Source organism: Streptomyces sp. E-08 (assembly GCF_049913095.1).
GTDB lineage: Bacteria > Actinomycetota > Actinomycetes > Streptomycetales > Streptomycetaceae > Streptomyces.
On record NZ_CP183971.1, the window covers coordinates 6,565,479 to 6,583,248 of the forward strand.

The following is a 17,770-nucleotide window of genomic DNA, read 5'->3' on the forward strand; positions in this document are numbered from 1 at the left end:
TCTGTCCGGGTTTTGTAGGTCTTCTTCGGCCAGATCCTGCCCGAAAGAGGGGCAACCACCTAGGACTTCGGCCCGTCCTACCGGGTGACCGCAGAACAAGAGGGGGATTGAGGGGGAAGTGTGTACGAAATAGTGCGCCGCCACCTGGGGAAGGTGGTGGCCGGAGCGGCCATGGCGGTGACGGGAACCGCCGTCGCCGTCGCGATCACCCTGCCGGGCCAGGCGGGAGCGGAAGGGCCCGCCGGGGCCGCCAGGGCAAGGGGGGCCGTGGGTGTCGCCGGAGAGGCCGGCACGACGGCCGGGGGCGCCGCGGCCGGCGCCTCCGGACAGGGGCAGCCCGGCGAGCAGGCCCAGGGGCCCGCGCCGCAGCCGGCCACCGTGGTCCCGGCGGCGGCCGAGGGGAAGAAGGGCGTCGGCAGCGACCCGCTCACCGACGACGAGCTCGCACGGGCCGAGTCGCTGGCGCTGACCCCGCCCGCCGCCTCCGCCCAGCAGGACGTCACCGGCGGCCGGGGACCGCAGCGCCTCGGCACCCGGCTCGCCGATCCGCTGCCGGGGGACAGGACGCGGCGCGCCGAGGTCCGTCTCTACGACTACGGGCGCGACGAGCTCATCACGAAGACCGTCAACCTCGACACGGGCAAGGTCGAGAAGTCCGGCGCGCAGCGCGGGGTCCAGCCCTCCGCCCACCCCGAGGAGCTGCGCGAGGCCTTGGAGCTGATCCTCGCGAGCCCGCTCGGCAAGGGCGTCAAGGAGGACTACAAGGACGCCACCGGCAAGGAGCTCACCTCCACCGGGCAGCTGTGGTTCAACGGCGACGTCTACCGCACCTACCGCGAGGCCAACGTGCCCGCGCAGCTCTCCCGTTGCGGGGAGCACCGGTGCGTCCGGCTCGTCACCAAGGTCCTCAACGGAGCCTGGATCGACACCCGGAACCTGATCGTCGACCTCTCCGCGAGGACCGTCACCAAGGTCGGCTGACCACGCCCCGGCCCCTCTCCGCAGCTTCACGACACGTACGAGGGAGTACGTCTCCATGTCCACCCAGTCCCACCCGAGCGGCCCGCAGGCCCGGCGAGGCCGGTCCACGCGCACGCGGGGCGCCGTCCTGACCGCCGCCGCCCTGCTCGGCACCGCCACGGCCGCCGCCGGACCCGCGACCGGCGCCACCGCCGCGACCACCCCGCAGGCCCCGGCGCGCGCGGCCGCGCCCGCGCCCGCCACACCCGACTGCTCCGCCGCGTACCGCATCACGCAGAAGCTCGACGGCGGCACCACCTGGCGCATGTGCTGGCGCTACGACACCGACGCCGGGCTGACGCTCGACCGGATCACGTACCAGCCGCCGGGCGCCACCGCCCCGATCAAGGTCCTCACCAGCGCCCGGCTCGCCCAGATCCACGTGCCCTACGACGACGGCGGCGCCGAGTACGACGACCTCACCGGCGCCGGATTCGGCTACGGCCTGCAGAACCTCAAGCCGGCCGAGTGCCCCGGCGGCACCCTCACCACCGTCAAGGTGGCCGAGGTCGGCGACGTCAAGGGCCTGTGCACCACCACGCGGGCGCGCGGGCACGCGTACCGCATGGCCAGCGACAACGGCTCCAAGGTCTGGCAGGCCCAGGCCAAGGACCTGCTCGTCTACACCGTCAACAAGGTCGGCTGGTACGAGTACATCACCGAGTGGCGCTTCACCGCCGACGGCACCATCGGCGCCAACGTCGGTGCCACCGGCAGCCTCTCGCCCGTCGACTACAACGCCACCGACGGACGGGGCTGGCCCCTCGGCAAGGGCGCCCGCGGCTACGCCACCAGCCACGCCCACAACGTGTTCTGGAAGCTCGACTTCGGTCTCGACGGTGCCAAGGACCGGGTCGAGCAGTTCGACTCCACCGTCACCGCGCCCACCGGCGGCGGCGGACCCACCGTGAAGACCAAGCGCACCGTCGTCACCAAGGAGCTCGCCGGTGACGCGAAGAACATGCGCTGGTGGCGGGTGGTCAGCGGCACCGGCAAGAACGCCGACGGCCACGCCCGCTCGTACGAGATCGTGCCGGGCCACACCGACACCCACGCGGGTCGCGGATTCACCAAGCACGACGTGTACTTCACCCAGGCCCGCGCCTGCGAGAAGTTCGCGAGCAACAACATCGGCAACTGCGCGGCGGGCGCCGGCGACAGCGTCGACAGGTGGGTCAACGGCGAGACGCTGACTCAGCCTTCCGTGTGGGTCAACATCGGGTTCCACCACATAGCCCGGGACGAGGACCAGCAGCCGATGCCCGTCCACTGGCAGGGCTTCCAGCTGGCACCCAGGGACGTAACCGCTATGAATCCGCTCACTCCGGCTGATCTCGCCTCCCAGAACGGGCAGCCCGATCTGGGGAGTTGAGGAAGCAGCCTGACGATCCTGCTGCACCGCCTCCCGCTCGCGGAGTACCCTTCCTTGATCGTTGTCACATGGTCATCCTGTCCGCCGGAACGGGTGTCCGGGAGCAGAAGGCGGTGCGCGGGTGAGCTCGGGAGGTCTTGAGCTGCCCCCAGGTGACGCGGGTCACGAGGGGGGTCCGGCCGACCCCGCAGAGGCGCCGCCCGGAGCGGGCGCACCGCCGGGCGCGGCCGCACCGCCGGGCATCGTCCTGCCGCCGGGCACGGTCGTGCCGCCCGGCACGGTCACCGTCGGCCGGCCGGTGGAGATCGGGGCGGAGCTCGACTGGGGCCCCGAGGCCTGGAGCGAGGTCCGCACCCGGGCCCAGCGCGCCGGCCGCGCCTACATCTGGCTGAACCTCGTCGAACAGCGGCTGCGGGCCGTGGTCGCCGCCGTCCTGCGGCCCGTATACGAACCGGTGCACGGCGAGGAGTGGGTGGTGGCCGCGGCCGGACCGGCCGGCCAGGAATGGGTCCAGCGGGCGGTCGCCGTCCGCGAGGTCTCCCGGCGCAAGGGCTACCTGCTCGACCCGGCCGACGACAACGTGCTGAGCTTCCTCACGCTGCCCCAGCTGCGCGAACTGATGGTCCAGCACTGGCCCTGCTTCGAGCCCTACTTCGACGACCGGCGCGAGGTCGAGCTCGCCCTCGACGAGCTGGAGGTCACGCGCAACGTGGTCTCCCGCAACCGGGCGCTCTCGCTGACCGTCCTCGCCCAGTCCGAGCGGGCCTCCGCCCGCATCCTGGAGATCCTCGGCAGCGGGGCCGGGGTGCCGTCCGCCGACCGGCTGCCGGTGGACGCCGTCGAGGACCTCGTCGGCGACCGGTACGCGGACGTCGTCTCCGTCCACCCCGACCGGGTCCGGCTCCAGCGGCAGCTGCCCGCCGAGGACCTCTTCGGCGGGGCCCGCCGCCTCGACGCCACCGGCATAGGTCTCAATCTGCTCGTGCAGAACTTCTCCGGCCGCCGCATGGTCCGGCTCGCCGAGTCCGGCTGCCGCACCCGGCTCCTCTTCCTCAACCCGGCGAGCAGCGCCGTCAAGCGCCGCGAGCGGGAACTCGGCCTGAAGAAGGGCGAGCTGAGCCGCTCGGTCGAGATGAACATCCTGCACATGCGCCGGGTGCGGTCCAAGCTCCGCGACCCGGGCGCCTTCCAGATCCACGTCTTCGACGAGACCCCCCGCTTCACCGCGTACCTCGTCGACGGCGACGGGCCGGACGGGGTCGGCGTCGTCCAGTCCTATCTGCGCCGGGCCCGGGGCATGGAGGCCCCGGTCCTCGTCCTGCGCGGCGGCGGACGGAACGTGGTCCGGCACGGGCAGCCGTCCCGTGACGGAGATCACGGACTTTTCGAGACATACCGGGAGGAGTTCGAGTCGGTCTGGCTCGACTCCCGGCCCGTCTCCTGACCTCCCGCCAGGGGGAGCCGGAGGCGTTGTCAGTGGTGCGTGCGAGGGTGGTCAGCACCACGGGGGAGATCACGTAAGGAGGACCCGATGGCTTGGCACGGCGACACGCTGGTCGGCTTCGACCTGGAGACGACCGGCACCGAACCGCTGGAGGCCCGTATCGTCACGGCCTCGATCGTCGAGGTCGACGGGAGCGGACAGGTCGTACGGCGGCGGGACTGGCTCGCCGACCCGGGCATCCGCATCCCGGAGCAGGCGTCCGCGATCCACGGCATCAGCACCGAGCGCGCGGCGGCCGAGGGCCGGCCGGTCCGCGAGGTCGCCGACGAGATCGCGAGAACCCTCGCGGCGTACTGGGAGGACGGCGTCCCCGTCGTCGCGTACAACGCCTCCTTCGACCTCACCCTCCTCGCCGCCGAACTGCGCCGCCACGGCCTGCCCTCCCTGGAGGAGCGGCTCGGCGGGACGGCCATCGGCCCCGTCGTCGACCCGTACACCATCGACCGGGCCGTCGACCGCTACCGGCGCGGCAAGCGGACCCTGGAAGCGGTCTGCGGGGAGTACGGCGTGGTCCTCGAAGCCGCCCACCAGGCCGCCGCCGACGCGCTCGCCGCCGTCCGGGTCGCCGTCGCGATAGCCGAGCGGCACCCCGGGGTCGCCGGCCTCGACCCGGCCGAACTGCACGAGCGGCAGATCGGCTGGTACCGCGCCTGGGCCGAGAACTTCCAGGACTTCCTGCGCCGCAAGGGCGACGCGGAGGCGGTCGTCGACTCCACGTGGCCCCTGCGCCCGGCCGTCGCGGTGGCCGGCTAGCCGTTCTCCTTGAGGAAGGAGAGCAGCAGCTCGCTGACCTTCTCCGGCTGGTCGAGCTGGAGCCAGTGCCCCGCGTCCTCGACGCGCTCGTAGCGCCAGGGGCCCGCGACGTACTCGGCCGTACCGGACATCGAGCGCTCCGTGAGGAACCGGTCGCCGGTCGACCAGACACCCATCACCGGCACGGACTCCGGCAGCGGCACCGCCGGCACGTCGGGGCCGAACTGGACCTCCGGCGGCAGACCCGCGCGGTAGATGTCCAGCGCCGCCGTCAGCGCGCCCGGCGCACGCAGCGGCTCGATCACGGCCTCCGCGTCCGGGTGCTCGCCCAGCATCTCCCGCAGGTTCGCGAAGTCGTCCCGCGCGAGCCAGTCCTCGGCGAGCCCGGTCAGCTGGAACAGCAGCATGTACCAGGAGCGCTGCTTCTGCTCCCAGCCGGCCGAGCGGACCGACGCCAGATGGCCCACGGACAGGATGCTCAGGCTCCGCACCCGATCCGGCAGGAACTGCGTCACGCCCTGCGCGATGCCCGAACCCCAGTCGTGACCGACCAGGTGGAAGCGGTCGATCCCGAGGTACGCCAGGAGCTCGATCACGTCGCCGACGTGCTTGGCCGGGTGGTGCGCCCCGACCCCGCCCTCGGGCCGCTCCGAGGCGCCGAACCCCCGCAGCGAGGGCGCGACCGTGCTGAAACCGGCGTCGTTCAGCGCCGCGACCTGATGCCGCCACAGCTCACGGCTGTCGGGGAAGCCGTGCAGGAGCAGCACGGCCGGCCCCTCCCCGCTCACCTCGACGTCGAGGGCCACCTCGGACAGCTGTACCCGCATCTCAACACCCCGTTCTCATGGTCCTGTTCGCGACGGGGGTCATGATGTCAGAACGGATACCAGCGCACCTCGGCGTCGCCCTCGCGCAGGGAGGCCACCCGGCGCTCGAATTCGGCCAGTGCCTTCGGGTTCACCGGGGCGTGCTGGGCCACCCACGCGCAGCTCGCGGTCTCCCGCGCGCCGCGCAGCACCGCGCAGCCCTCCCACTCCCGGACGTCCCAGCCGTACGCCCCGGTGAAGGCCTCGTACGCCGCCGGGTCCAGGCCGTACCGGTCCCGGGAGAGGGCGAGGACCACCAGGTCGTGCTCACGCAGGTCCGAGGAGAAGGTCTCCAGGTCCACCAGGACGGGGCCGTCCGGGCCGACGTGGACGTTCCGGGGCAGGGCGTCCCCGTGGATCGGGCCCGGGGGCAGGTGCGGAGTGAGCGCCGCCGCCGCCGGGGCGAAGGAATCGCGCCGCTCCCGCAGGAACGCCGCGTCCGCCGGATCGATCGCGTCCCCCGCGAGCCGCAGCCACCGCTCGACCCCGCCGAGCAGCTCACGGCGCGGGAGCGTGAACCCCGTCGGCTCGGGCAGGGCGTGGACGGCCCGCAGCAGCGGGGCCAGATCGCGCGGCTCCGTGGGCCGCACCGCCTCGGGCAGCCGGTGCCAGACGGTCACCGGATGCCCGTCCACCAGGAGCGGCTTCTCCTCGGCGGCCCGGACCGCCGGTACCCCGGCCTCCTCCAGCCAGGACGCCAGCGCGAGCTCCCGTTCGGCCCGCTCGAACAGCTCCGCGTCCCGGCCGGCCTTCACCACCAGGTCGCCCACCGCGAAGACCGCGTTCTCGCCCAGGGCCAGGAGCCGCGCCTCCCCGGCCGGCAGGCCCGCCGCCGCCAGGATCTCCCGTGCTCTCGCCTCGTCCATCGACCTCTCCCTCCAGCGCACTTTCGCGCCAAAGTCTCCCATCCGCGCAGCTCACCCCGCCCATCGCCTTGACGGGCCGACGCGCCGTCAGGACCATGGCGGGATTCCGGACGGCGGCGGTGGACGGGGGCGACGCGTGAGCTCGGTGACCGCGACCAGGCAGCCCGGCCGGGCGCGCACACCGCGCGCCGCCTCCGGGGCACGGCCGCGCGGCCCCGATCTCGGCGCCTGGTTCCTGGTGCTCCCGGCGCTCCTGCCGATCCTCGTCCTCAGCGTCGGCCCGCTCCTCTACGGCATCGCGCTCGCCTTCACCGACGCCCAGTCCGGCCGGACCCAGGCCACCCGGTGGGTCGGCACCCTCAACTTCCAGGACCTGCTGCACGACACCCTCTTCTGGGACTCGTTCCGCATCGGCGCGGTCTGGGCCGTCGGGGTGACCGTCCCGCAGTTCCTGCTCGCCCTCGGCCTCGCCCTGCTGCTCAACCAGAACCTCCGCTTCCGCTGGCTGGCCCGTGCGCTCGCCCTCATCCCCTGGGCGATGCCGGAGGTCGTCGTCGGCATCATGTGGCGGCTCGTCTACAACCCCGACGCCGGCATCCTCAACGAGACCCTCCGGAGCCTGGGCCTCGGCGAGGGCCACGACTGGCTCTCCGGCCTCGCCACCGCCCTCCCCGCCGTCATCGTCGTCGGCGTCTGGGCCGGCATGCCGCAGACCACCGTCGCCCTGCTCGCCGGACTCCAGAACACCCCGCGCGAACTCCACGAGGCCGCCGCCCTCGACGGCGCCGGCGCCTGGCGCCGCTTCCGCGCCGTGACCTGGCCCGCGCTGCGGCCGGTGGCCCTCGCCATCACCGCCCTCAACCTCATCTGGAACTTCAACTCCTTCGCCCTGGTCTACGTCCTGACCAACGGCGGACCGGGCGGCCGCACCCGGCTCCCCATGCTCTTCGCCTACGAAGAGGCCTTCCGGTACGGGCAGTTCGGCTACGCCGCCGCGATGGGCTGCGTGATGGTCGCCGCCGTCTCGGTGCTCATCGCCCTCTCCCTCGTACGCCGTCTGAAAGGGGACCAGGACCGGTGAGCGCCCTCCGGACGAGCGGGCCCGCGCGGGCGGGCCAGTACCTGGCCCTCCTCGCCTACCTGGTCTTCCTCGCCGTCCCCTTCCTCTGGCTGGTCTCCACCGCCTTCAAGCCCGCCCCCGAGCTTGCCTCGCTGCACCCCACCTGGATCCCGAAGGACCCCACCCTCGACAACTTCCGGCAGGCCTTCGACGAGCAGCCGCTGCTCAGGGCCGCCGCCAACAGCCTGCTCGCCGCGGTCTGCGCCGCCGTGATCGCGGTGGCCGTCGCGACCCCGCTCGCCTATGTGACCGCCCGCCACCGGGGCCGGCTCGCCGGGGCCGCCACCGGCTGGGTGGTGATCAGCCAGGCGTTCCCCTTCGTCCTCGTGATCATCCCGCTCTTCCTCGTCCTCAAGAGCCTGCACCTGGTCAACAGCGTCGCCGGTCTCGTCCTGGTCTACGTGGTGTGGTCGCTGCCCTTCGCCCTGTGGATGCTCATGGGGTACGTCAGGGCCGTCCCGGGCGAGCTGGAGGAGGCCGCGGCCGTCGACGGCGCCGGCCGGATCCGTACGCTCGTCTCGGTCACCGCCCCGCTGCTCGTCCCGGGCATCGTCGCCACCGCGCTCTTCGCCTTCGTCACCGCCTGGAACGAGTTCTTCTTCGCGCTCGTCCTGCTCAAGACCCCGGAGAAGCAGACCCTTCCGGTCGTCCTCACCCACTTCCTCGGCGCCGAGGGCGTCGCCGACCTCGGCCCGCTGGCCGCCGCGGCCTTCCTCGCCACCCTGCCGTCCCTCGTCGTCTTCGGCATCCTCCAGAGACGCATCACGGGCGGGATGCTCGCCGGGGCGGTGAAGTCATGAGACGGTTCCTCGCCCTCGCCGCCGTGCTCCTGCTCCTCCTCACCGGCTGCACCGCGGGCGACGACGGCCCCGACGACGGTGTCGTACGGCTCCGCTTCCAGTCGCTCGCCTGGCAGAAGGAGTCCGTCGACGCCAACCGGCAGCTGGTGAAGGAGTGGAACGCCGCCCACCCCGACGTCCAGGTCGAGTACGTCCAGGGCAGCTGGGACTCCGTCCACGACCAGCTCCTCACCTCCTTCGAGGGCGGCGAGGCGCCCGACATCATCCACGACGCCTCCGACGACCTGGCCGACTTCGCCTACGGCGGCCGACTCGCCGACCTCCGCCCGCTCCTCTCCGCACGGCTCCGCGCCGACATCCCCGCCCGCAGCTGGGAGACCACCACCTTCGGCGAGGGCGTCCACGGCGTGCCGTTCCTCCAGGAACCACGCGTGATCATCGCCAACCGGAAGATCCTGGAGTCCTCCGGCGTCCGCGTCCCCACCCCGGACAAGCCCTGGAGCTGGAGCGAGTTCCGGCAGATCGCCCGGGACCTCACCCGGAGGATGGGCCCCGGCCGGTACGCGGTCGCCTGGCCCCTCAAGGAGCCCGTCTCCGTCAGCCTCAACCTCGGGGTCTCGACCGGTGGCGGCCTCTTCCACCGGGGCCCGGACGGCCGGGTGACCATCGGCTTCACCGAGGCCGACGGCATCGTCCCCGGCACCGTCCACGACCAGGTCGTCACCGACCGGACCGCCCCGCGCACGACCCTCGGCAGCGGCGGCTCCGACACCCTGCCCGGCCTCTTCGCCGGCAAGTACGCCATGGTCCCGCTGGGTTTCGCCTACCGGCAGCAGATCGCCCAGCAGGCACCCGAGGGCTTCGACTGGACCGTACTGCCCGCGCCCGCCGGCAGTGAGGGGCTCGCCCAGGGCGTCTCCCCGCAGACCCTGTCGATCGCCGAGGACAGCCCCCACAAGAAGGAGGCGGCGGCGTTCCTCGACTTCTTCCTGCGCCCGGCGAACATGGTGCGGCTCGCGCGCGGCGACTGGATGCTGCCGACCGGCACGGCCGCGCTCGCCGACCCCTCCCTGCACACCGCGCGGGACGGCTGGGCGACCGGGGCCGCGGTGGCGCGCCGTCTGCGGCCGGCGCCCGCCCAGTCGGTGCGCGGCTACCCGGAGTGGAAGGACAAGGTGGCGACCCCGGCCTTCCAGGAGTACTACAGCGGCGCCATCGACGGTGCCGAGCTGCGCAGACGGCTGGTCGAGGACGGCAACCGGGTCCTCGCCCGCTATCAGCGCAGATGACGGATTCGTCATTACGAAACCTTGTTGAATAAGTCACAGATGGGTGAAGGGTCTTCTCCGGAACCCCTCGATCGGACAGTGTTCGAACCGGTCACCGCGCCGCCCCCCACGAGGCGCGGTGGCCCCCTAGATTTGCCCCCATGACGAAGACGCAGACCTACGCCCTCCTGCTCCGGGGCATCAACGTGAGCGGGCATCGCAAGGTCCCCATGGCGGAGCTCCGGAGCCTCCTCGAAGGCCTCGGACACACGGGCGTCCGCACCTACCTCCAGAGCGGGAACGCCGTCTTCACCACCGACTCCGGCGCCGGCGAGGACACGCTCGGGACCGCGATCGAGAACGCGATCGAGGACCGCTTCGGCTTCCGCGTCGACTGCCTCGTCCGGGACGGCGACTACCTCGCCGCCGTCGCCGACGCCTGCCCCTTCCCGGCCGCCGAGCTGCGGGGCAAGGAGCTCCACGCCCTCTACTGCTCCGGGCCGGTCGCCCCCGAACGCTTCGCGGCGATCGACCGCGAGGCCTTCCTGCCGGAGGAGTTCGCCCTCGGCGACCGCGTGCTCTACCTGTACGTCCCCGACGGGCTCGGGACGTCGAGGCTGGCCCCGGCGATCACCCGGCCCTCCGTCGTGAAGGGCCTCGTCACCACCGCCCGGAACTGGAACACGGTGGTCAAGCTCATCGAGATGACACAGACGGACTGAACCCGAAGTGGCCCAGTCGGACGATCGGTGAATGGCCCGTGGCGGCGGGCCAACTCCCCGATAGATTCATGGCCATGACGAGCAACGAGCACACCGGCACCACGGACCGCCCCACCGTCGACTTCTACTTCGACCCCGCCTGCCCCTTCGCCTGGATCACCTCCCGCTGGATCCTGGAGGTCGAGCGCCACCGCGACATCGACCTCCGCTTCAGGGTCATGAGCCTGTACTTCCACAACGAGGGCAACACCCTGCCCGACTGGTACCGCGAGCTCGTCGACGCCTCCATCGGACCGGTCCGGGTGGCGGCGGCCGCCGCCGAACAGCACGGCGAGGAGATCCTGCGCCCGCTCTACACCGCGTACGGCACCCGCATCCACGAGAAGAAGCAGAAGGACCTCGACGCCGTCGTCGCCGAATCGCTCGTCGAGCTCGGCCTCCCGCCGGAACTGGCCGCTGCCGCCCACGACCCCTCCTACGACGACGCCGTCCGCCGCAGCCACGACGCGGGCAAGGACCCCGAGGCCGAGGGATACGTCGGCACCCCCACGATCCACGTCGACGGAACGGTCTGGTTCGGCCCCGTCCTGCGGGCGATCCCGCGCGGCGAGAAGGCCGCCGAACTCTTCGACAGCTTCCGCGTCCTCGCCTCCCACCCGGACCTCTTCGAGCTCAAGCGCACCCGCACGGGAGGGCTCGACTTCAGCTAGCGGGGACACCTGTCGCGAAAGTTCAAGACCGGGCGCGGGGGCCTCCGTACGGTCGACGGCATGAACGAGATCCACAGCCACCTCACCGTCTGCGCCGCCGAGGCGAGCCGGGTCGCCCGCGCCGTCACCGCCGACCAGCTCGGCACCCCCTCCGTCTGCGCCGACTGGACGGTCCGCGAACTCGCCAACCACCTGGTCCTGTACTCCGCACACGGCCTCGAACACCGCGCCCTGCGCACGAAGCTCCCCGAGGAGACCACCGAGCGGGACTTCACCGCCGAGACCGACTGGGCCGGGGCGTACGCGGCACAGCTCGGCCGGGCCCTGGCCGCCTGGGAGCGGCCCGGCGTCTGGGACGGCGAGGTCGACACCGGATACGTCACGATGCCGGCCCGCACGATCGCCTCCCTGCTCGTCAAGGAACTCGCCCTGCACGGCTGGGACCTGGCCCGCTCCACGGGCCAGGAGTTCACGGTCCCCGAGGACACGGCGGTCTTCGTCCTCGGCGTCGTCGAGGAGCACGCCGAGGTCTACCGCCAGTACGAGGGCTTCGCCCCGGTCGTCGACGTCCCGGCCGACGCCCCGGCGTTCGACCGGGCCCTGGCGATCAGCGGCCGGAACCCGAAGAGCTAGGGGGTGTCTTGCCGATCAGGCCGGGCTCGCGGCGTGATCGACAAGACGCCCCCTAGGCGGTCCGGGCGACCGGACGGAGGGCCGCCTCGTACCGCTCCAGCAGCAGCGCGGCCAGTTCGGGGGAGGGGCCCAGGACGTCCGCCAGGACGTCGGCCCCCGCCGCGCCCGCCGCGATGCGGTCCGGGAGGCGGCCCGGGGCGATCACATACGGGGCGACCGCCACCCGGCGGACGCCCCGATCCGCACGCAGGGCCCGGACGGCGTCCTCCGTGCGCGGGAGAGATGCGGAGGCGAACGCGGGCCGCACGGAGCACCAACCGGTGCGCCGCAGCTCCCGCGCCGTTTCTGCGATCACCGCGATCGCCTCCGGGTCTGTGGAGCCCGCCGAGGCCAGGACGACCCCGGTCGCGCTCTTGTCGCCGGGCGTGAGCCCGGCCTCGTACAGCCGCCGCTCCACCGCCGCGATCAGCAGCGGCGACGGGCCGAGGACCTCCGCCTGGCGGACGCTCAGGGACGGGGGCGCCTGGCGCAGGACGGCGGGGATGTCGGCCTTCGCGTGGAAGGCCCGGGTCAGCAGCAGCGGAAGCGCCACCACGTCCCGTACCCCGTCCGCCGCGAGCCGGTCGAGCACCCCCGGCACCGAGGGCAGGTTGAAGTCCAGGAACGCCGTCTCCACGCGGACCCCCGGCCGCAGCGCACCGGCCCGGCGCACCAGCGCCTGGACGGTCGCCGCGTGCCGCGGGTCGCGGCTGCCGTGGGCGATCACGAGGAGGACGGGGCGGTTCATGGTCCGGTTCAGCCCTTCGCGAGCAGGCCGCGGCGGCGGAGCACCGTGCGCTCCAGCGGGCTGAAGACGAGCAGGTCGATGGCGATGCCGACGATCAGGATCAGGATGATCGCCAGGAAGATCCCCGCCATGTCGATGTTGTTCCGGCCGTTCTCCAGGAGCTGGCCGAGTCCGAGGCCCAGGTCCGGCGAGGACGCGATGATCTCCGCGGCCATCAGCGAACGCCACGAGAACGCCCAGCCCTGCTTGAGACCGGCCAGGTAGCCGGGGAGCGCGGCCGGCATCACGATGTGCCAGGCGCCCCTGAGGCCCGTCGCGCCGAGCGTCTGGCCCGCCCGCAGGAAGAGCGGCGGGACCTGGTCGACGCCGGCGACGAGGCCGTTGGCGATCGAGGGGACGGCGCCCAGCAGGATCACCGCGTACATCATGCTGTCGTTCAGGCCGAGCCAGAGGACGGCCGGCGCGACCCAGGCCACCGAGGGCAGCGACTGGAGCCCCGCGAGGATCGGGCCGATCGCCGCGCGCACGAACCTCACGCGGGAGACGAGCAGGCCCAGCGGGGTGCCGATGACGAGCGCCAGGAGGAAGCCGAGGAGGGCCCGGGACACGCTGGTCCACAGGACGGAGAGGAGCGTGCCCTCCAGCCACATCGTGGTCAGGCTGTCCCACACGGCGGACGGCGCGGGCAGCTTGTACTCGTCGGTGACCTTCAGGGACACCAGGAGCTGCCACACGACCAGGACGAGCGCGACGGCGACGGCCGGCGGCAGGACCTTCTTGACCAGCACCTCACGGACCGGGGTCCGGTGGATCTGCACGCTGTCGAGGGCGTCCAGACCGGCTTCGAGGCCGGCGAGGTCGTCGGACTTCTGTGCCTTCGGGGCGGTTTCAGTGCTGGCCATGGCGGCGGATCTCCCCACGCAGGTGCTCGGTGATCTCGAGGGACAGCTCCGCGACGGCGGAGTCCTCGATGCGGCGCGGCTGAGGGATGTCGATGGTCCACTCGTGCGCGATCCGGCCGGGCCGGGACGAGAGGAGGACGACACGCTCGGCCAGCCGCACGGCCTCGCGCACGTTGTGGGTGACGAAGAGCACCGAAACCTTCGTCTCCCGCCAGATCCGGGTCAGCTCGTCGTGCAGCACGTCCCGGGTGATGGCGTCGAGCGCGGCGAACGGCTCGTCCATCAGGAGCAGGTCGCTGTCCTGGGCGAGCGCGCGGGCCAGCGCGACCCGCTGCCGCATGCCGCCGGACAGCTCGTGGACCCGCTTGCCGTACGAGCCGCCGAGCCGGACGAGGTCGAGCAGCCGCTCGGCCTCCTGGCGCCGCTCGTCCTTGGCCACCCCGCGCAGCCGCAGGGCCAGTTCGATGTTCTTGCCCGCGGTGAGCCACGGGAAGAGGGCGTGCTCCTGGAACATCAGGGCCGGCCGGCCGCCGGGGGTCTCGATGGACCCCGCGGACGGCCGGTCGAGCCCGGCGACCAGGTTGAGCAGCGTGGACTTGCCGCAGCCCGAGGCACCCAGGAGGGTGACGAACTCGCCGGGGGCGACATCGAGCGAGATGTCGTCGAGGACGAGCTGCCCGCCGGCGGGTCCGCCGAAGGACTTGGAGACATGCTCGATGCGGGCGGCATGGGTCACCGCCGCACGGTCCTCGGCCTTGGCGAGCGTCGCGGTCGTGGCCATGGTCGTCACCTCCTGGGGATCAGCTGCGGGCTGTTACTTCGCGCCGAGACCGGCGTCGGAGACCTCGGGCTGACCCGCGGCCTTCAGGACCTTGTTGAGCGGCTTCAGGTCGTAGATGCCGGACAGCTCCGGCTTCTCCAGGAGACCGGCCTTCACCGCGTGGTCGGCCTGGGCCTGCAGAGTGGCGGCCAGCGGGTCGTTGGTGAACTGGATCGACGGCCACGCGGCGTCGATCACCTTCGCGCCCAGCGCCTTGCCCGAGAGGGCCTTCAGCTTGGCGTTGGCCGAGGCCTTCGCCTTGTCCTGGTTGGCGTTGATCCACTCGTTGGTCTTCACCGAGCCGCGCAGGAACGCCTCGACGACGTCCGGGTGCTCCTTCAGGAACTTCTGCGACACGATGATGTTGGTGATGACGAACTTCTTGTCCGGCCACAGGTCGGACTCGTCGAGCAGCACCTTCGCACCTTCGCTGACCAGCTTCGAGGCGGTCGGCTCGGGCACCCAGGCACCGTCGATGGCGCCGGAGGCGTAGGCGTTCGGGGTCACCTTGTTGTCCGTGCGGACCACGGAGACGTCGCCCTTGCCGCTCTGGGCGTCGACCTTCCAGCCCTTCTCGGAGATCCAGTTGAGGAAGGCCACGTCCTGCGTGTTGCCGAGCTGCGGGGTGGCGATCTTCTTGCCCTTGAGGTCGTCGAGGGTCTTGATCTTCGCCGGGTTGACCACGAGCTTCACGCCACCGGAGGCGGCGCCGCCGACGATGCGGAGGTTGGAGCCCTTGGTCTTGACGTAGCCGTTGATGGACGGCGAGGGGCCGATGAAGCCGATGTCGATCGAGTCGGCGTTCAGCGCCTCGATCTCGGAGGGGCCGGCGTTGAAGGTGGTGGGGACCAGCTTGGTGCCGCCCAGCTCCTTCTGGAGGATGCCCTCCTGGTCACCGACGAGCGCGGTGGCGTGCGTGAGGTTGGGGAAGTACCCGAGCCGTACGGTGTCGGCGGAGAGCTTGTCGCCCTCGGCGGCCACCTTCTTCTCGTCGTTCTTGGTCTCGGAGCCGTAGCCGCACGAGGCGAGCGCGCCGATCAGGAGCGGCAGGGCGGCGGCGGCGGCGAGACCGCGGCGCAGGGTGGTGCGGGTGGTGGCAGGCACGGGTGGTGTTCCCCTCGGTTCAACTTCTCAGCGAAGTCTGCGTCTATGTCGTTCGGGGTGGAGCGGGTGGAGCCGGTAGGTACCGCTCGCGCGGTACATCGAGGTCAGCACGCACATCGCGCGACACCTCCCATGCCGGCGCCGAGGGCGCCGGAGCCCACCCGGCCGCCCTCCTTCGCGAAGGTGGCGTAAGCGTCCTGGTTCATGTCAGAAGTCCCACCCTTCTTCCTCTTCGACCGCGGCGACGGCCTTGGTCGTGGCGAAGGACTCGCCCGCCATGCCGGCCGCGAGCGTGGTGCCGTCCGCCGGGTCGATCAGCAGGAACGAACCCGTGCGGCGGGAGTCCGCGTACGCGTCGAGCGCGAGCGGCTCCGCGGTGCGGACCACGACACGGCCGATGTCGTTGGCGACCAGCTGCCCGGGGTTCGGGTGCTGGGACAGGTCGTCCAGGGTCAGCCGCGAGGGGATGTCCTTGACGATCGCCTTGACCGTGCGCGTGGTGTGCTTGAGCAGGACCCGCTGGCCGACGGCGAGCGGCTGGTCCGCCACGTGGCAGACCGTCGCCTCGACGTCCTGGCTGGTGGCCGGGGCGTCGCCGCTCGGCGCGAGCAGGTCGCCGCGCGAGATGTCGATGTCGTCGGCGAGCCGGATCGTCACCGACTGCGGGGCCCAGGCGATGTCCACGGACTCGCCCAGCGCGTCGATCCCGGTGATCGTCGACGTCTTCCCCGACGGCAGGACGGTGATCTCCTCGCCGACCCGGAAGGCACCGGCCGCGATCTGACCGGCGTAGCCCCGGTAGTCGGGGTGCTCGGCGGTCTGCGGGCGGATCACGTACTGCACCGGGAAGCGCGCGTGGCAGCCCGTCAGGTCGTGGCTGACCGGGACGGTCTCCAGGTGCTCCAGGACCGTCGGGCCGCCGTACCAGTCCATGTTCGCGGACGGCTCCACGACGTTGTCGCCGGCGAGTGCCGAGATCGGGATCGCGGTGATCTCCGGGACGCCGAGCTCGGAGGCGTACGTCGTGAACTCCTCGGCGATCGCGGCGAAGACGGGCTCCCGGTAGTCGACCAGGTCCATCTTGTTCACGGCGAGCACCACGTGCGGGACGCGGAGCAGCGCGGCGACGGCGGCGTGCCGGCGGGTCTGCTCGACGACGCCGTTGCGGGCGTCGACCAGGACCACGGCCAGCTCGGCGGTGGAGGCGCCGGTGACCATGTTCCGGGTGTACTGCACGTGCCCCGGGGTGTCGGCGAGGATGAAGCGCCGGCGGGGCGTCGCGAAGTAGCGGTAGGCCACGTCGATCGTGATGCCCTGCTCGCGCTCGGCCCGCAGGCCGTCGGTGAGGAGCGCCAGGTCGGGCGCCTCCTGTCCGCGCTTGATGGACGCGGCCTCGACGGCCTCCAGCTGGTCCGTGAGGACCGACTTGGAGTCGTGCAGGAGACGGCCCACCAGGGTGGACTTCCCGTCGTCGACGGACCCGGCGGTGGCGAAACGCAGCAGGGTGGTGGCCGAGACGTCGGCGAACTGCTCGGTGGACGTGCTCATTAGAAGTACCCTTCGCGCTTGCGGTCTTCCATCGCGGCCTCGGACATCTTGTCGTCGGCGCGGGTCGCGCCCCGCTCGGTGAGGCGGGAGGCGGCGATCTCGGCGATGACGGCGTCGAGCGTCGTGGCGTCGGAGTCGACGGCGCCGGTGCAGGACATGTCGCCGACGGTCCGGTAGCGGATGAGTCGCGTCTCGACCGTCTCGGTGTCCTTCGGGCCGCCCCACTCGCCGGCCGTCAGCCACATGCCGCTGCGGGCGAAGACCTCGCGCTCGTGGGCGAAGTAGATCTCCGGCAGTTCGATGCCCTCGCGGGCGATGTACTGCCAGACGTCCAGCTCGGTCCAGTTGGAGAGCGGGAAGACACGGACGTGCTCGCCCGGCGCGTGCCGGCCGTTGTACAGCTGCCACAGCTCGGGGCGCTGGCGGCGCGGGTCCCACTGCGAGAACTCGTCGCGCAGCGAGAACACCCGCTCCTTGGCGCGGGCCTTCTCCTCGTCGCGGCGGCCGCCGCCGAAGACGGCGTCGAAGCGGTGCTGCTGGATCGCCTCGGTCAGCGGGACGGTCTGCAGCGGGTTGCGGGTGCCGTCCGGGCGCTCGCGGAGCTTGCCGGCGTCGATGTAGTCCTGCACGGATGCCACGTGCAGCCGCAGCCCGTGCTGGGCGACGACCCGGTCGCGGTACTCGATGACCTCGGGGAAGTTGTGCCCGGTGTCGACGTGCAGCAGCGTGAAGGGGACCGGCGCGGGGGCGAAGGCCTTCAGCGCCAGGTGCAGCATGACGATGGAGTCCTTGCCGCCGGAGAAGAGGATCACCGGCCGCTCGAACTCGCCCGCCACCTCACGGAAGATGTGGACGGCTTCGGACTCCAGGGAGTCGAGGTGCGACAGCGCGAACGGACTGTCCGTGGTGTCGTGAGCATGGGCGACGGTGGTCACAGTGCCCCCTTCGTTCGCTTCTCCGCCCGCGCGGCGCAGC

Annotated in this window: 18 protein-coding genes; 10 read left to right on the plus strand and 8 right to left on the minus strand. The window is 72.0% G+C overall.

Going from position 1 to position 17,770, the window contains the following annotated elements; all coding sequences use genetic code 11:
- Window positions 1-120: 120 nt before the first annotated feature.
- The 4 genes from ACN9MM_RS30180 (at window position 121) to ACN9MM_RS30195 (ending at window position 4,649) form a co-directional block, all read left to right on the plus strand.
- The gene (locus ACN9MM_RS30180; RefSeq protein ID WP_426366870.1) at window positions 121-981 is read left to right on the plus strand and encodes a Tat pathway signal sequence domain protein; all 861 of its coding nucleotides are present in this window, start codon (window positions 121-123) and stop codon (window positions 979-981) included.
- 55 nt (window positions 982-1,036) lie between these two features.
- Window positions 1,037-2,392: a copper amine oxidase gene (locus ACN9MM_RS30185; protein WP_426366871.1), complete on the plus strand. Its 1,356-nt coding sequence runs from the start codon at window positions 1,037-1,039 to the stop codon at window positions 2,390-2,392.
- Between the two features lie 121 nt (window positions 2,393-2,513).
- Window positions 2,514-3,836: an SAV2148 family HEPN domain-containing protein gene (locus ACN9MM_RS30190; protein ID WP_426366872.1), complete on the plus strand. Its 1,323-nt coding sequence runs from the start codon at window positions 2,514-2,516 to the stop codon at window positions 3,834-3,836.
- Window positions 3,837-3,923: 87 nt separating this feature from the next.
- The gene (locus tag ACN9MM_RS30195) at window positions 3,924-4,649 is read left to right on the plus strand and encodes a 3'-5' exonuclease (protein WP_426366873.1); all 726 of its coding nucleotides are present in this window, start codon (window positions 3,924-3,926) and stop codon (window positions 4,647-4,649) included.
- On the opposite strand, the gene ACN9MM_RS30200 is transcribed toward ACN9MM_RS30195, so the two are convergent.
- Together ACN9MM_RS30200 and ACN9MM_RS30205 are read right to left on the minus strand one after the other, a co-directional pair.
- Window positions 4,646-5,476, minus strand: a complete 831-nt coding sequence (locus ACN9MM_RS30200; RefSeq protein ID WP_426366874.1) for an alpha/beta fold hydrolase — start codon at window positions 5,474-5,476, stop codon at window positions 4,646-4,648. The genes ACN9MM_RS30195 and ACN9MM_RS30200 overlap by 4 nt on opposite strands.
- A gap of 47 nt (window positions 5,477-5,523) precedes the next feature.
- Entirely contained in the window at window positions 5,524-6,381 is an 858-nt protein-coding gene (locus ACN9MM_RS30205; RefSeq protein WP_426366875.1) for a phosphotransferase enzyme family protein, read from the minus strand.
- 136 nt (window positions 6,382-6,517) lie between these two features.
- Between ACN9MM_RS30205 and ACN9MM_RS30210 the strand changes: the two genes are divergently transcribed.
- The 6 genes from ACN9MM_RS30210 to ACN9MM_RS30235 all read left to right on the plus strand — a co-directional run bounded on the left by ACN9MM_RS30210 (window position 6,518) and on the right by ACN9MM_RS30235 (window position 11,634).
- Window positions 6,518-7,462, plus strand: a complete 945-nt coding sequence (locus tag ACN9MM_RS30210; RefSeq protein ID WP_426366876.1) for a carbohydrate ABC transporter permease — start codon at window positions 6,518-6,520, stop codon at window positions 7,460-7,462.
- Window positions 7,459-8,301 (plus strand): carbohydrate ABC transporter permease, encoded by an 843-nt coding sequence (locus ACN9MM_RS30215; protein WP_426366877.1) that lies wholly within the window; start codon window positions 7,459-7,461, stop codon window positions 8,299-8,301. Before ACN9MM_RS30210 ends, ACN9MM_RS30215 begins: the two co-directional genes overlap by 4 nt.
- The gene (locus ACN9MM_RS30220; protein ID WP_426366878.1) at window positions 8,298-9,590 is read left to right on the plus strand and encodes an ABC transporter substrate-binding protein; all 1,293 of its coding nucleotides are present in this window, start codon (window positions 8,298-8,300) and stop codon (window positions 9,588-9,590) included. The genes ACN9MM_RS30215 and ACN9MM_RS30220 overlap by 4 nt, the downstream gene beginning before the upstream one ends.
- 140 nt (window positions 9,591-9,730) lie before the next feature.
- The gene (locus ACN9MM_RS30225) at window positions 9,731-10,291 is read left to right on the plus strand and encodes a DUF1697 domain-containing protein (RefSeq protein WP_426366879.1); all 561 of its coding nucleotides are present in this window, start codon (window positions 9,731-9,733) and stop codon (window positions 10,289-10,291) included.
- Window positions 10,292-10,365: 74 nt separating this feature from the next.
- Window positions 10,366-11,001, plus strand: coding sequence for a DsbA family protein (locus tag ACN9MM_RS30230; protein ID WP_426366880.1), 636 nt, complete (start codon window positions 10,366-10,368; stop codon window positions 10,999-11,001).
- A gap of 60 nt (window positions 11,002-11,061) precedes the next feature.
- Window positions 11,062-11,634, plus strand: a complete 573-nt coding sequence (locus ACN9MM_RS30235; RefSeq protein WP_426366881.1) for a TIGR03086 family metal-binding protein — start codon at window positions 11,062-11,064, stop codon at window positions 11,632-11,634.
- A 52-nt stretch (window positions 11,635-11,686) separates the two neighbouring features.
- On the opposite strand, the gene ACN9MM_RS30240 is transcribed toward ACN9MM_RS30235, so the two are convergent.
- The 6 genes from ACN9MM_RS30240 to cysD form a co-directional block, all read right to left on the minus strand.
- Complete coding sequence (locus ACN9MM_RS30240) at window positions 11,687-12,421, minus strand: sirohydrochlorin chelatase (protein WP_426366882.1); 735 nt, start codon at window positions 12,419-12,421, stop codon at window positions 11,687-11,689.
- Between the two features lie 8 nt (window positions 12,422-12,429).
- On the minus strand, window positions 12,430-13,323 hold the full coding sequence (locus ACN9MM_RS30245; RefSeq protein ID WP_426366883.1) for an ABC transporter permease: 894 nt from the start codon (window positions 13,321-13,323) through the stop codon (window positions 12,430-12,432).
- Window positions 13,310-14,104: an ABC transporter ATP-binding protein gene (locus tag ACN9MM_RS30250; protein WP_426366884.1), complete on the minus strand. Its 795-nt coding sequence runs from the start codon at window positions 14,102-14,104 to the stop codon at window positions 13,310-13,312. Before ACN9MM_RS30250 ends, ACN9MM_RS30245 begins: the two co-directional genes overlap by 14 nt.
- A 33-nt stretch (window positions 14,105-14,137) precedes the next feature.
- Window positions 14,138-15,247 (minus strand): aliphatic sulfonate ABC transporter substrate-binding protein, encoded by a 1,110-nt coding sequence (locus ACN9MM_RS30255; protein WP_426366885.1) that lies wholly within the window; start codon window positions 15,245-15,247, stop codon window positions 14,138-14,140.
- Window positions 15,248-15,454: 207 nt separating this feature from the next.
- Window positions 15,455-16,795: a sulfate adenylyltransferase subunit 1 gene (locus tag ACN9MM_RS30260; protein WP_426366886.1), complete on the minus strand. Its 1,341-nt coding sequence runs from the start codon at window positions 16,793-16,795 to the stop codon at window positions 15,455-15,457.
- The gene (cysD, locus tag ACN9MM_RS30265; RefSeq protein ID WP_426368862.1) at window positions 16,795-17,730 is read right to left on the minus strand and encodes a sulfate adenylyltransferase subunit CysD; all 936 of its coding nucleotides are present in this window, start codon (window positions 17,728-17,730) and stop codon (window positions 16,795-16,797) included. Before cysD ends, ACN9MM_RS30260 begins: the two co-directional genes overlap by 1 nt.
- Window positions 17,731-17,770 lie beyond the last annotated feature (40 nt).

Excerpts from the sequence above, each read along its gene's own strand:
- ACN9MM_RS30185 (WP_426366871.1), top strand. The coding sequence starts at position 1,037 with ATGTCCACCCAGTCCCACCCGAGCGGCCCGCAGGCCCGGCGAGGCCGG.
- ACN9MM_RS30195 (WP_426366873.1), top strand. The coding sequence starts at position 3,924 with ATGGCTTGGCACGGCGACACGCTGGTCGGCTTCGACCTGGAGACGACC.
- ACN9MM_RS30200 (WP_426366874.1), bottom strand. The coding sequence starts at position 5,476 with ATGCGGGTACAGCTGTCCGAGGTGGCCCTCGACGTCGAGGTGAGCGGG.
- ACN9MM_RS30205 (WP_426366875.1), bottom strand. The coding sequence starts at position 6,381 with ATGGACGAGGCGAGAGCACGGGAGATCCTGGCGGCGGCGGGCCTGCCG.
- ACN9MM_RS30220 (WP_426366878.1), top strand. The coding sequence starts at position 8,298 with ATGAGACGGTTCCTCGCCCTCGCCGCCGTGCTCCTGCTCCTCCTCACC.
- ACN9MM_RS30225 (WP_426366879.1), top strand. The coding sequence starts at position 9,731 with ATGACGAAGACGCAGACCTACGCCCTCCTGCTCCGGGGCATCAACGTG.
- ACN9MM_RS30230 (WP_426366880.1), top strand. The coding sequence starts at position 10,366 with ATGACGAGCAACGAGCACACCGGCACCACGGACCGCCCCACCGTCGAC.
- ACN9MM_RS30235 (WP_426366881.1), top strand. The coding sequence starts at position 11,062 with ATGAACGAGATCCACAGCCACCTCACCGTCTGCGCCGCCGAGGCGAGC.
- ACN9MM_RS30240 (WP_426366882.1), bottom strand. The coding sequence starts at position 12,421 with ATGAACCGCCCCGTCCTCCTCGTGATCGCCCACGGCAGCCGCGACCCG.
- ACN9MM_RS30245 (WP_426366883.1), bottom strand. The coding sequence starts at position 13,323 with ATGGCCAGCACTGAAACCGCCCCGAAGGCACAGAAGTCCGACGACCTC.
- ACN9MM_RS30250 (WP_426366884.1), bottom strand. The coding sequence starts at position 14,104 with ATGGCCACGACCGCGACGCTCGCCAAGGCCGAGGACCGTGCGGCGGTG.
- ACN9MM_RS30260 (WP_426366886.1), bottom strand. The coding sequence starts at position 16,795 with ATGAGCACGTCCACCGAGCAGTTCGCCGACGTCTCGGCCACCACCCTG.